Origin of the sequence: Amphritea sp., assembly GCF_048266285.1 — a bacterium.
Lineage (GTDB): Bacteria > Pseudomonadota > Gammaproteobacteria > Pseudomonadales > Balneatricaceae > Amphritea.
Map to the genome: position 1 here is coordinate 71,351 of NZ_JBLWZV010000013.1, position 13,134 is coordinate 84,484.

Here is a 13,134-nt window from a genome sequence, read left to right on the forward strand (position 1 = left end):
ATTACGCAGTTAAGGTAGGAACGCTTTATGGAGAACAGGTTTCGTGCTGCGAGTTGTGCCCTTTTGGTTACAGCTCTACTGGCCGGTTGCAGTAACAGCGATGAACCCGCTAACTATGTTGAATATGCACTTCAAGGCGCCTATTCAGCCACGCTGTCGCCGCAATCAACCTATGCCACCATTGGCTCATTTAATCATGGTGGCAGTCTGTGGAATGTGACCCAACATGAGCGACTCTATAATTGGAACCATCGCGCAGGGGAATACAGCCTCATCGCCGCCAGTGCATTCTCACCTGACGAACGTTATGCCGCCACCGCAGAACAACAGGACCTTGTGCTATGGAATCTAAGCACAGGCAAGCCTGAAGGATTCTGGAGCTCACCGGCCGAAATTCTTGCGATGGACCTGTCCCCTAATGGCGATTTCGCACTACTTGGGCTGGCAGATCATACCGCTGTCTATTTTGATATTAAGCAGGGCGGCGTTATCCAAACGTTCCGTCACGATGCCCGTGTTAAGTCTGTCGACCTGAGTGACGATGCTTTAATCGCCCTAACTGGTGATGACGCCTACAATGCCCAGCTCTGGGATATGCAAACCAATAAAGTTATCCACAGCCTGAAATTCGGCAATATTGTCGATACTGTCGCGCTCTCTCCCAACAAACAGTTGGCCTTCAGCTCAGGCACCTTAGACAGAGCCGTTATCTGGAGCACTCAGGATGGTAGTGTTCAACACACCCTCTCGGACAACCAAGATCTGTTTGGCAAGCGACTCAGCTTCCTCTCCGCCCGCTTTTCACCGGATAACAGCCAACTACTCACCGGCACCGCCTCCGGCTCAGTGCAGCTATGGAGCACCAGCAGTGGTGAAATGTTACGCAGCTGGACGGTTCACAAACGTGATCCATACGGCCCCACCAGCACCGGTATATACTCCGTCGGCTTTGGCAACGGCGCCTATTATGCGATCGGCTCTAACGGCATTATCAACGAGCTGAAATAACCTTCGCGGGTCAGACCAAACCACTCTATAAATAACATCTCGCTGAATCGACCTTGGCTCGTATAAGCAATCGCATTGCTGGGTATTCAGCGAATGTATTCGCCTGCCATGCAATACCCCCCATAAACAGCTGATTCGCGCGCTCCAGCAAACAAGCGAGCTGCGACTAATTTATACGGTCTCCGACCGAAGACAACAAAAATACTTTAAAATCAGATAGTTATAAAAAACACGAGTTCTGCCGACTGATTCTAGAGACAGTTAGCCTCTACATTAAATAGAAAACAAAACATAAGCGATTGATTTATAAGATAAAATAAACATTGGCACAATGCCTGCTCTATAGAGACTATTCCGATCGACTTTGCGGCCGACGGATCGATTACCCTTAATGAAATAATCTAGGAGCTTTAATATGAACATCAAAACCTTGTGTGCCATCGCCCTGACTGCCGTTTCAGCAACCGCTTTTGCCGTAGAGATGCCTGAGTTTAAAGCAGTCGACAGCAACGCTGACGGCGTTATCAGCCAAGAAGAAGCTAAAGGCGTTGAAGGACTGGAAGCCGTTTTCATGGCCGCTGATGTTAATAAAGATGGTCAGCTGGACGAACTTGAATACACAGAAGCGTCTATCAAGTAATTCTCATTCTGGGAACTCACCACACCGGTGGTTCCCAATACGCTTTACGAGCCAATAAAAAACCGCCAATCGGCGGTTTTTTTGGATGCATTGTCTAGCGACGCAAATTAATGCTGCAAGATCTGGCTGAGGAACAACTGCGTCCGTTCATGCTGGGGATTATTAAAGAACTCATGAGGCTCGTTCTCTTCAACAATCTGCCCGCCATCCATAAAGATAACGCGATCGGCCACGGTCTTAGCAAAACCCATTTCGTGGGTCACACAAAGCATTGTCATACCTTCGGTGGCCAGCTCAATCATAACGTCGAGCACTTCCTTGATCATCTCGGGATCAAGGGCAGAGGTTGGCTCATCAAATAGCATCACATCAGGGTTCATGCAAAGTGAACGAGCAATAGCAACACGCTGCTGCTGGCCACCGGACAACTGCCCTGGGTACTTGAGAGCTTGATCAGGAATTTTCACCCGTTCAAGTAACTCCATCGCCTGAGCTTCAGCCTCTTTACGCGGCATTTTTTTCACCCAGATAGGCGCTAGTACACAGTTTTCTAACACCGTCAGGTGAGGGAACAGATTAAAGTGCTGAAACACCATCCCCACTTCCTTACGGATCGCTTCGATATTTTTAATATCTTCATTCAAGGGAATATCATTAACAATAATATCGCCCTTTTGATGCTCTTCCAGATGGTTAATACAGCGAATCATCGTTGATTTACCGGACCCAGATGGGCCACAGATAACAATCTTTTCGCCCTGTTTAACTTCCAGATTAATATTTTTCAACACATGAAACTCGCCGTACCACTTGTTTAGGTCGCGTAGTTCCACCATCAATTTATCAGTCGCTTGTGAATGGCTCATATCAAAATCTCTCTGTAATCAGGCACGGTTGCCATGGCCGGTATTTAATGCTTTTTCCAGATGCTGCGAATAACGCGACATACTGAAACAGAACACCCAGAACAACAGGGCAACAAATAAATAACTCTCGGTGGAATAACCAATCCATTTAGGATCCTGGTTTGCCGCCTGACCAATCGCCAACACATCAAACAAACCGATAATCAGTACTAAGCTGGTATCCTTGAACAGAGCAATAAACGTATTAACGATACCCGGTATCATCAATTTCAATGCCTGCGGCATAATGATCAGAATCATCTTCTGCCAGTAGCCTAAGCCTAACGCATCCGCCGCCTCATACTGCCCTTTAGGAATCGCCTGCAGGCCACCCCTGATGACTTCCGCCATATAGGCAGACTGGAACAGGGTAATACCGATCAACGCCCTCAGCAGCTTGTCAAAGCTCATCCCTTCAGGGAAGAACAATGGCAACATCACCGATGCCATAAACAGCACGGTAATCAATGGAACGCCACGCCAAATTTCGATAAAGATGACACATACCGATTTCACGATTGGCATATCCGACTGCCGTCCTAGCGCTAGCAAGATACCCAGCGGTAGTGACGCCACAATACCCACCACGGCTAATACCAACGTCAGGCTCAGGCCGCCCCAAAGATGCGTTTCGACCGTTTCTAAGCCAAAGACATTACCGTACAACAGGAAGTAAGCAATCACCGGATAAACAACTAATAGCAACGTGGCCACCAGACCTTTTTTCGGTGTTTGCGGCATGACTAACCAGATAATGGAGCCAATCAGCAAAATAAAGGCTGCCTGTACCCGCCAATGCTCCTCTTCTGGATAGAAACCGTACAAGAACTGGTCAAGTCGATTACTAATAAACACCCAGCAGGCACCGCCGCTGGTACAGGCATCACGACTATCGCCGACCCAATCGGCATCGATAAACACCCATTGCAGTACCGGTACCAAGAAGCTAATCAGGAAATAGCCGACCACCAAGGTCGCTATTGAGTTGATAGGCCCATTAAACAGACGCTTACGCATCCAGCCGATCAGCCCGACCATATTCGCTGGCGGGGGTAGCGTGGGTTGAATTTCATATTTCATAGTGTCCCCTCCTAACGTTCGGTCAACTGAATTCTGGCGTTATACCAGTTCATAAAGAATGAGGTCAGCAAGCTCAGGGTCAGATAAACCGCCATGGTCATCGCAATCACCTCAATCGCCTGCCCCGTTTGATTCAATGTGGTGCCCGCAAACACGTTAACCAGGTCAGGATAACCAATCGCGGTAGCCAAAGAGGAGTTTTTAGTTAGATTCAAATACTGACTGGTCAACGGTGGTATAACCACTCGCAACGCCTGTGGAATAACGATTAACCGCAGGGTTTTCGCTTTAGACATACCCAACGCTGTCGCCGCTTCAGTCTGCCCGTGAGACACCGCCAGAATACCTGCTCGCACAGTTTCAGCAATGAACGCCGCAGTATAAATACTCAGTGCAAACCAAAGCGCTATCAACTCAGGAATAACAGTGATGCCGCCTTTGAAGTTAAAGCCTTTCAGTTCTGGATGATCGAGCCCTAACGGCATGCCACTCAACAGGAACAACACCAGCGGTACACCAACGATTAAGCCTAGACAGGTCCACAGCACAGGAAACTGTTGTCCGGTTAACTCTTGACGCTTCTTCGACCAACGGGAGATAAACCAGCTACCCACGATGGCAGCTAAGAAACCAATCATCACCAAACCAAAGCCATCTTCGGCAATCGGTGCGGGCACGATCAGACCACGGTTATTAAGGAAAGAGCCAAAGAACTCCATACTCTGACGAGGATGAGGCAGAGTTCGTAGCACCGCGTAATACCAGAAGAATATTTGTAGCAGCAACGGTATGTTACGGAAGGTTTCGATATAGATAGCAGATGCTTTAGAGATCAACCAGTTATCGGATAGTCTTGCCACACCTAATAGAAAACCAAGAATCGTCGCAGCAATAATACCCATCGCGGCAATCAAAATGGTATTCAACAAACCGACCAGAAAGGTCATGCCATAACTGGATGCTTCGGTGTAATCGACGAGGCTCATGGCAATACCAAAGCCAGCCTCACGTGTAAGAAAATCAAAGCCAGTGGTGATACCGCGCTGTTCAAGGTTGGTCAGGGTATTATCAATGATGGAATAGAAAACAAATCCCAGTGCCGATAACAATATCACCTGGAATAGTAACGACCGTTTTTTGGGGTCGTTCCAGAATTTTGGTTTGTCCAGCGGAGGAGCTTTTGGCTTGGCTGAACCGCCTTCAGGGGTGTGACCCGAATTCGAAATGTCTGAGGACATTGTTAACTCCAGAAATCAGTACAGATCTTTCTGTCCCAGGCAATACGCCTAAGGACAGAAACAAAAACGGCCAACCCTTAGGCCAGCCGTTGATCAGTATGTTTAACGCATTGGTGGAGCGTACTGCAGTCCCCCTTGGTTCCACAACGCGTTTAAGCCGCGATCCAGACCCAGTGGAGAATCTTTACCTACGTTACGCTCGTAAGCTTCACCGTAGTTACCAACCTGCTTAACGATCTGGTATGCCCAGTCATCCGCGAGGTCTAGACCTTTACCTTTAGGTCCGTCGATACCAATCAAACGCTTCACGTTTGGATCAGTGCTTTCAGCCTTCATCTTATCAATATTAGCCGAGGTCAAACCAAGCTCTTCAGCGTTCAGCATCGCATTGTGAGTCCACTTAACGATGTTAAACCACGTGTCATCACCCTGGCGTACAACCGGGCCCAGTGGCTCTTTAGAGATAACCTCTGGCAGCGCACCAACGCTTGACGGATCTTGCATACGGGTACGCAGGCCTGCCGCTTGTGACAAGTCAGTGGTGAATGAATCACAACGGCCACTATCAAATGCCTGAGCCGCCTGATCATTAGTATCGAATACGACTGGCGTATAAGAGATACCCTGTGCACGGAAGTAATCCGCCATATTCAGCTCGGTTGTTGTACCGGACTGAACACAGACCGTTGCACCATCAAGATCTTTAACACTCGACAGTCCAAGCTCTTTCTTCACAAGAAAGCCCTGACCATCGTAGTAGTTAACGCCCGCAAAGTTGATACCCAGTTGCGTATCACGCGTTTGAGTCCAGGTAGTCACACGAGACAAAACATCAATCTCACCAGACACCAGCGCGGTAAAGCGCTCTTTTGCGTTTAATGGAATAAATTTCACTTTGGTTGCATCGCCCAACACTGCAGCGGCGACGGCGCGACATAAATCAACGTCTAGGCCTTTCCAATTACCTTTATCATCTGGCACTGAGAAGCCTGGTACACCACTCGTTACGCCACACTGAACAGCACCGCGCTCTTTTACAGTTTCTAAAGTACCGGCCATAGCCGTACCTGTCATAGTAACCATCAGGACGGCAGCAGAGATCAGGGTTTTCTTCATTGGGTGCTTCCTCTTTTTTGTAACAAATAAGTGAATAATAAAAGTAGCAACGCATTAGCAACAGTGCCATACGCTTTACATAGCAAAGAGTGTTCCACTTTTTTATTCTTGTGATCCAATTGTTTAACGATAAGTGTAGCCACAATTTCTAATCTGTACAGAAACCGTTACTCCTCGTTAAGTCGCCCCTTAATAATGTTGAAATAAAACTACAAAATAACTGTCAAAAACGCTCGCAGTTAATAACAAATTCAATCAGCGGGGTATTTTACGCACCAAAAAAAACCACCCAGGTGGGTGGTTTGAATATTTTTGACCAACTTTAGGGCTTTATTCTGCTGGGTTAATTTCTAGCAGCTCAACCTCAAATACCAATGTTTCATTGGGGCCAATTGCATCACCCATACCACCGGGACCGTAAGCCAGCTCAGCAGGAAGGACTAAGCGGGCTTTACCGCCAGTTTTCATCAACTGCAGACCTTCTGTCCAACCAGGAATAACGCCATTCAGAGGAAACGAAACCGGCTCGCCACGGCTATATGAACTATCAAAATCAGTACCGCTGATTAACGATCCACGATAATGAACTTTGACCGTATCTTCTGCTTTAGGACTCTCACCTTCACCGGCAGTCAGCTCTTCATATTGAAGTCCAGATTCGGTTGTTACAACACCCTCTTTTTTACCGTTTTCAGCGAGGTACTCTTGACCTTTTTTCAGGTTATCCTCGGAAATTTTAGTAAACTCAGCTTGCTGTTCAGCCATTTTAGCCTGTTGGAAGGCCATCATTGTCGCTTCAACTTCTTCTGGTTTCAACAGTGGCTCATCACCGGAATAGACAGTTTCAACAGCCCGACGCAAGGCATCAACATCCAGTTCTTCGACATCTGCTTTAAGGCGCTCACCCAGCATCAGACCTAAGCTATAACCCAACTTCTGCTGATCTGTTTCCAGCGTGTAAGGCTTTTCTGTCTGTGCTACGGCCTTCTCTTCATCAGGGCCACAACCTACCAATACGATACTTGCTACGGCCACGGCCACCAGCGTCTTCTTCATTGTCATTCCTTAAATTCAGGGGTCAGTTATGTGCTGTTAGTAAGCCATTAAACTGAAAAGTTCAGCTAATTACTACCGCACTTGTGGCTTTATCGCCTAAATGTGCTAAAAGAGCCTGTAAATCCTCGTCTTTATCAAACTCAGCCGCGGCACTTTTAGTAACGCTAGTTGCCGCAACACATAGATTACAATAACTCAATTTTTTCCAAGCATCCTCGCCAGAAGCCAGATCCGCTTCGGGGCACCGCTCTCTGAGTTCATAGAGCAGTCCAATTTCTACCTTTTCTGCCGCTAATTCTGCTTGTTTCAGTGCCTCATAACAGCAATACTCCTCCCCGGACTGTTTTGTCTCACGTAACGTAAAACGCAGCTGCCGCAGAGGCTCAAGCATCGTTTTACGCCACTGACAAACCTTTTGATCGGAAAGATCGGCAGGTAAATACCGACCCTCGTGAGCCAACCATAACCCAAAAAGTAGATAATTAACGCTCAGTTGATAGCGGTTTTGTAGCGTCAAACAAAGCGCCGCCACATCAGGCACAGAATAGATCTGCACTGCATAGTTCCAAAACACATTATTATCTAACATCTGTGATAAAATCCGCCGCCATGATTCAGTTAAACCAGTTAAGCTTACAACGTGGACCCCTGCGCCTGCTAGACAGAGCGCAATTAACGATCCACGCCAATCAGAAAGTGGGCATTGTCGGCGCCAACGGTGTCGGTAAATCCTCGCTTTTCAAACTTATTCTTGGCCAGCTGCAGCCTGATGAAGGTGACCTGCAACTGCCCGGCAATCTTACCATTGCCCACATGGCACAAGAAGTTGCCGACAGTGATGGTCGGGCAATTGACTATGTGCTCGATGGCGATCACCGCTTACGGGCGGTACAGCAAGGGCTGGCCGACGCAGAGGAATCCGGCAACCACCACCGTATAGGCGAATTACATGCGCAGTTGGATGCCATCGACGGCTATAGTGCCGAAGCCCGCGCCCATCAGCTATTAAATGGCCTGAGTTTCTCGACCTCTGATGCCCAGCGGCCCGTGAATACCTTTTCCGGCGGCTGGCGGATTCGACTCAACCTCGCGCAAGCGCTGATGAGCCACTCCGATATTCTCCTACTTGATGAGCCCACCAACCACCTCGACCTTGATGCGACGATCTGGTTGGAACAATGGTTACGTAATTATCAGGGTACGTTACTGCTGATCTCCCATGACCGAGATTTCCTCGATGCGGTCAGCACCCATATCGTGCACATGGCTCAGCAGAAAACAGAACTGTATAAAGGTGGTTACAGCGACTTTGAAAAACGTCGCGCCGAACGGCTTGCCCAGCAACAATCTCAGTTTGAAAAGCAACAGGTACGCATCGCTGAGATTGAGAGCTTTGTTAATCGCTTTAAAGCCAAAGCCACTAAAGCCAAACAGGCCCAAAGCCGAGTTAAAGAATTAGAACGCATGGAGCTGATTGCCCCAGCCCATGTCGACAGCCCATTCAGTTTTACCTTTCAATCATCGGATAAAATATCCTTCCCGTTAATGAGCCTTAACAATGCTCAGCTCGGTTACAGCCAAGCGATTTTGAAGGATGTAAAGCTGACCCTGTCGCCCGGCGACCGTATTGGCCTACTCGGGCCGAATGGCGCAGGTAAATCGACACTGATCAAAACCCTGACCCAAGACCTCCCCCTAATTGATGGCATCTATCATGCGGGTGAGCATCTAAAAATCGGCTATTTCGCCCAGCACCAGCTCGAAGCCTTAGATCTGGAAGCCTCGCCGGCACTGCATATTCAGCGTATTTCGCCGAAAGCCAGTGACCAAGAGATTCGTAATTATTTAGGTAGCTTTGACTTTAACGGTGACCGCGCCCTAGAACCGGTAAAACGCTTCTCCGGCGGCGAAAAAGCGCGGGTAGCCCTGGCCCTCATCGCTTGGCAGCGGCCCAACCTGCTACTGCTCGATGAGCCAACCAACCACCTAGACTTAGAAGTCCGTCATGCCCTCACGTTGGCGCTGCAAAACTTCGATGGTGCCTTGATTCTCGTCTCCCACGATCGTCACTTGCTGCGTAATACCGTGGATCAGTTCTGGCTGGTTGCTAATGGTCAAGTATCACCTTTCGATGGAGATATGGATGATTATCAACAATGGCTAGCGGCGCAACGTCGGACCCAAAACCAAGCGGTCGAAGAGCCAAAAGAGAACCGTTCACTTAGCGCTGCGGAAAAGAAAGAGCAAAAACGACTTGAGGCGGAAAGACGCAATGCACTTCGGCCACTGCGCAAAGCCATTGATAAGCTTGAAGCGACGCTCGATAAGGTGACTCAGGAACTACAGCTGATAGAAACTTCACTAGCAGATGTCGGCTTGTATGAAGAAGGCAATAAAGAGCAGCTCAAACGCCAGTTGCAATTACAGGCCGAGCTGCAACAGAAGGCAGATGCCATTGAATCGGAGTGGATGGAAAAACTCGAAGAACTGGAACAGTTAGAAAGCGAAACCACTCTCTAACAGCCAACAATAGTGACAAGTGACCCACTTAATACGCACGATTATGGCGACGTATTAAGTGGATTTATCTGCGGACTTATCTATAAAGATAGCCTAGACCACCTAAATCAAACCTTCGCGCTAGTGGCCATGCGCAATCGTATGCACTAACGCGTCCAGCTCATCTCTATTCTCGATTATCCGCGTAATAGCCTCATCCACCTGAGCCTGACTCAACTCAAGCTGCTGCAACAAGCTATCCGCAATCTCTTCGATAGGGCCGTCAGCCAAACCGTGACGACGCAGACTCCGATTGACGATATAGATCAGCTTTGCTTCATCACTGGCAATCCCGTCATAACCTAAATCATTGTGATGACGCACGGCGTCAACCACAACCTCAGGTAAGCCCCAGTTATCCAGCAACCAAGCACCTATCTGCTCTCGAGTCACATTCATAACCTGCTTCTCGACATATTCCAACGCCATATGGGGATTCGCCTCGATATAACGAGACAGCAATGAAAAATGCGGTGGAAATAGATGCGCCAAGACCAAATAACCAAAGTTTTGTAACAAACCGGCGAGATAGACCAAGCCGATCCTAGGCCGATGCTGGGCGGGAATTTTTTTGCACACCAACTCGGCTGCAGCGGCAACATACACCGATTGCCGCCAATAAGGGATACCATCTCGAGGTGTATCATCAGGCACCGACAGCGTTTTCCCCATCGCCACCCCTAACGCCAAATTCACCACAAGATCAAAACCCAGCACCCGGATTACTGCATCATCCACCGAATGAATATCACCCGGCGCTGCATAATAGGGAGACGCAGCCCAACTCATCACCTGAGCGGCGAGACTGGCATCGTTACGAATGAGTGGCACAAGATCATCGATACCCGCGGAAGGGTCTGAGCGTAGTTCAACTAAACGCTTCATCGACGCAGGCAATGGCGGTAACCCGAGGGTATCCTCGAGCCGCTGCTGAATACGCAAGGTGGTAAAGCGCTCAACCGCACGGGTGATCACCTGCTCATCATTACCACTAGGCTGATGCGTTTCGATCGTATGAGGGCTTAGCCCCAACGCACAATGGGACAGATGATCCTTAAACCAGTCTTTGTGCGCTTCAAAAGCCAATCCCGTATACGCTTCAACCACGTTAAAACGTTCGTAATCAACCAGTGATCGGTCGATAAATACCGGCAAGCGAAACAGTTTCTCTTGGCCGACCTCAACCTTCAAAGCCGCCTGACTAAAAAATTTAGTGGCATCCGAGCCCCTCACCGGTTGCAGATGCCGGCCCGAATGTTTCCAGATGCTAACCAGATTTAACAGCATATTCGCCGGCAACAAGACCAGCGCTTTGCCTTCATGGTCATTCAGCAACACCATTCTGATGGTTTTAGCATCATCATCCGCGCTAGAAATAGATTTTACCGCTATGGACAAGGTGAATCTCCAGGTTCCTAGTGAGTCTTTACCGGGATGCTATCGGCCTCAACAGCCTCATCTTTAACAGATGTTACTATAAGGCTGTTGGTTCTTAGCCAACATGGCACCGTTACTCATGCCGAGTCATCCCTGAAATACCCTGTTAATGTCGGTTGTGCTAGCCGTGAATAGCGTTCTAAACACGGATACTGCGACGACAGTGGCCGATCGATTATCAGCGGATTTTATGGCCACTAACGAACTCACCGTCTACATCAATTTAGCTCAATCAAGCTGTATTATTCAAATCTCACGTTAAAAATCTGCTTTAATATCATTTCACACCCTACCCGACTATCAGCGACAGGCGCTGCAGGACTATAGTTATGCGTACATCATCTCTCTCGGTCATCTTCGCAACCCTTGCCCTCTTTTCATCCTTAACCTACGCCATCAATGAGGATCTAGCACCGGAATCCGCTACCGGTACGCTAAACCAGAAACCCATCTTAGCGAAGCATCAATTGGTAGTGACCGCGCACCCTCTGGCCACACAGGCGGGTTATAAAGTGTTGCAGCGCGGCGGCAGTGCAGCCGATGCCGCCGTGGCGGTTCAGGCGATGCTGACACTGGTAGAGCCTCAGTCTTCAGGCATCGGTGGTGGCGCTTTTATGCTCTATTGGGATAACAGTCAGCAACAACTCACCGCCTTTGACGGTCGTGAAACAGCTCCTGCTGCTGCCGACGAAAACCTATTTTTAACCGCAGAGGGGACACCGATGAGTTGGTGGGATGCGATGGTCGGTGGCCGTTCCGTTGGCACACCCGGCGTGCTCGCCATGTTAGAACTTAGTCAGCAGCAATACGGTAAACAGCCTTGGGCCTCACTGTTCGATGAGGCAATTAAAACATCAGAATCAGGTTTCAACGTCAGCCCCAGGCTACACAAATTACTCGCATCTAATATCAACCCAGGATTAGGGCGCTACCCTGCAGCCCATGATTATTTCTTTACCTCTAAGGGAGAACCCCTGCCGGTGGGTCATCGTCTCACCAATCCGGCACTAGCAAACTCGCTGCGTCAAATTGCTCAGCAGGGCGCCTCAGCGTTATATCAAGGCCCTATTGGGGAACAGGTGATTGCCGCCGTTAAGCAAGCCACCGATAACCCCGGCAAGCTACAACTAAGTGATCTACAAAACTATCGACCGGTCGCACGGCAAGCCATCTGCCGACCCTTTCGGCAATATCGCGTTTGCGGCTTTCCTCCACCAACCTCCGGCGGTGTGACAACCCTACAAATTATTAAACTCATGGAACTGGCGGAATCACAGCCACAACAACCGGACAGCGTAGCTTTTTATCATCTGCTAACCCAAGCAAGTCGGCTCGCCTATGCCGATCGCGCCCGTTTTCTGGCCGACAGCGACTTTGTCGATGTGCCCGTTGACGCCCTGCTAGACGAAACCTATTTGCAACAGCGTAGCCAACTGATCAGCCCACTTAAAGATATGGGTCAAGCCAGCCCCGGCGAGCTGCCAAAAACGATCAGCCAGGCCGACGACCGCTCCCCTGAACTCCCCTCCACCAGCCACTTTGTCATTGTCGACAAGTGGGGCAATGCCGTATCGATCACCAGCAGTATCGAAATGGCCTTCGGCTCAACCCTGATGGCCGGTGGCTTCTTACTCAACAATCAACTGACCGACTTTTCCTTTATCGCCGAGAAAGATGGCAAACTGGTCGCCAACCGGGTGCAAGCCAATAAACGCCCCCGTAGTTCGATGTCGCCCATGATGGTGTTTGATCAGGATAACCAGCTAGTTGCCGCCCTTGGCTCTCCCGGTGGCAGCCGTATCATCAGCTATGTTGCGAAAAATCTGTACCTTAAACTCAGCACAGACCTCAGCCTACAAGAGGCCTTCAATAGCCCCCATGTGGTTAACCGCAACGGCGTGACCGAGCTGGAAGCGGGCACTCTCGCAGAAACACTCGCTGCCCCCTTACAAGCCCTAGGACACCAAATCAAAGTGAAAGACCAAAACAGCGGCCTGCATGGTTTTTTCCGACAGCCTGATGGCTCGTGGCGAAGTGCCGTCGATCCCCGCCGAGAAGGCACAGCAATGGGTGATTAATACCGCACACGGTTACG

At 49.2% G+C, this 13,134-nt stretch carries 11 protein-coding genes; 4 read left to right on the forward strand and 7 right to left on the reverse strand.

Going from position 1 to position 13,134, the window contains the following annotated elements; genetic code table 11:
* Window positions 1–27: 27 nt before the first annotated feature.
* On the forward strand, window positions 28–1,008 hold the full coding sequence (locus ACN0T0_RS13965; RefSeq protein ID WP_417227083.1) for a WD40 repeat domain-containing protein: 981 nt from the start codon (window positions 28–30) through the stop codon (window positions 1,006–1,008).
* A gap of 415 nt (window positions 1,009–1,423) precedes the next feature.
* On the forward strand, window positions 1,424–1,648 hold the full coding sequence (locus ACN0T0_RS13970; RefSeq protein ID WP_417227085.1) for a hypothetical protein: 225 nt from the start codon (window positions 1,424–1,426) through the stop codon (window positions 1,646–1,648).
* A gap of 107 nt (window positions 1,649–1,755) precedes the next feature.
* Here the strand turns inward: ACN0T0_RS13970 and ACN0T0_RS13975 are convergent, their stop codons facing one another.
* From ACN0T0_RS13975 to ACN0T0_RS14000, 6 genes are all read right to left on the reverse strand, one after another.
* On the reverse strand, window positions 1,756–2,484 hold the full coding sequence (locus ACN0T0_RS13975; protein ID WP_417227132.1) for an amino acid ABC transporter ATP-binding protein: 729 nt from the start codon (window positions 2,482–2,484) through the stop codon (window positions 1,756–1,758).
* 48 nt (window positions 2,485–2,532) lie between these two features.
* On the reverse strand, window positions 2,533–3,633 hold the full coding sequence (locus tag ACN0T0_RS13980; protein ID WP_417227087.1) for an amino acid ABC transporter permease: 1,101 nt from the start codon (window positions 3,631–3,633) through the stop codon (window positions 2,533–2,535).
* Between the two features lie 11 nt (window positions 3,634–3,644).
* Entirely contained in the window at window positions 3,645–4,871 is a 1,227-nt protein-coding gene (locus tag ACN0T0_RS13985; RefSeq protein ID WP_417227089.1) for an amino acid ABC transporter permease, read from the reverse strand.
* 102 nt (window positions 4,872–4,973) lie between these two features.
* Window positions 4,974–5,987, reverse strand: a complete 1,014-nt coding sequence (locus tag ACN0T0_RS13990; protein ID WP_417227091.1) for an amino acid ABC transporter substrate-binding protein — start codon at window positions 5,985–5,987, stop codon at window positions 4,974–4,976.
* Window positions 5,988–6,317: 330 nt separating this feature from the next.
* Window positions 6,318–7,043 (reverse strand): FKBP-type peptidyl-prolyl cis-trans isomerase, encoded by a 726-nt coding sequence (locus ACN0T0_RS13995; protein WP_417227093.1) that lies wholly within the window; start codon window positions 7,041–7,043, stop codon window positions 6,318–6,320.
* Between the two features lie 61 nt (window positions 7,044–7,104).
* Window positions 7,105–7,632 (reverse strand): TIGR02444 family protein, encoded by a 528-nt coding sequence (locus tag ACN0T0_RS14000; RefSeq protein ID WP_417227095.1) that lies wholly within the window; start codon window positions 7,630–7,632, stop codon window positions 7,105–7,107.
* Between the two features lie 20 nt (window positions 7,633–7,652).
* On the opposite strand from ACN0T0_RS14000, the gene abc-f reads away from it, so the two are divergent.
* Window positions 7,653–9,563 (forward strand): ribosomal protection-like ABC-F family protein, encoded by a 1,911-nt coding sequence (gene abc-f, locus ACN0T0_RS14005; protein ID WP_417227097.1) that lies wholly within the window; start codon window positions 7,653–7,655, stop codon window positions 9,561–9,563.
* A gap of 120 nt (window positions 9,564–9,683) precedes the next feature.
* Here the strand turns inward: abc-f and ACN0T0_RS14010 are convergent, their stop codons facing one another.
* A complete protein-coding gene (locus ACN0T0_RS14010; RefSeq protein ID WP_417227099.1) occupies window positions 9,684–11,000 on the reverse strand; it encodes an HDOD domain-containing protein in 1,317 nt (438 codons plus the stop codon).
* Between the two features lie 368 nt (window positions 11,001–11,368).
* Here ACN0T0_RS14010 and ggt point away from each other — a divergent pair, with 368 nt between their 5' ends.
* On the forward strand, window positions 11,369–13,117 hold the full coding sequence (gene ggt, locus ACN0T0_RS14015; RefSeq protein ID WP_417227101.1) for a gamma-glutamyltransferase: 1,749 nt from the start codon (window positions 11,369–11,371) through the stop codon (window positions 13,115–13,117).
* Window positions 13,118–13,134 lie beyond the last annotated feature (17 nt).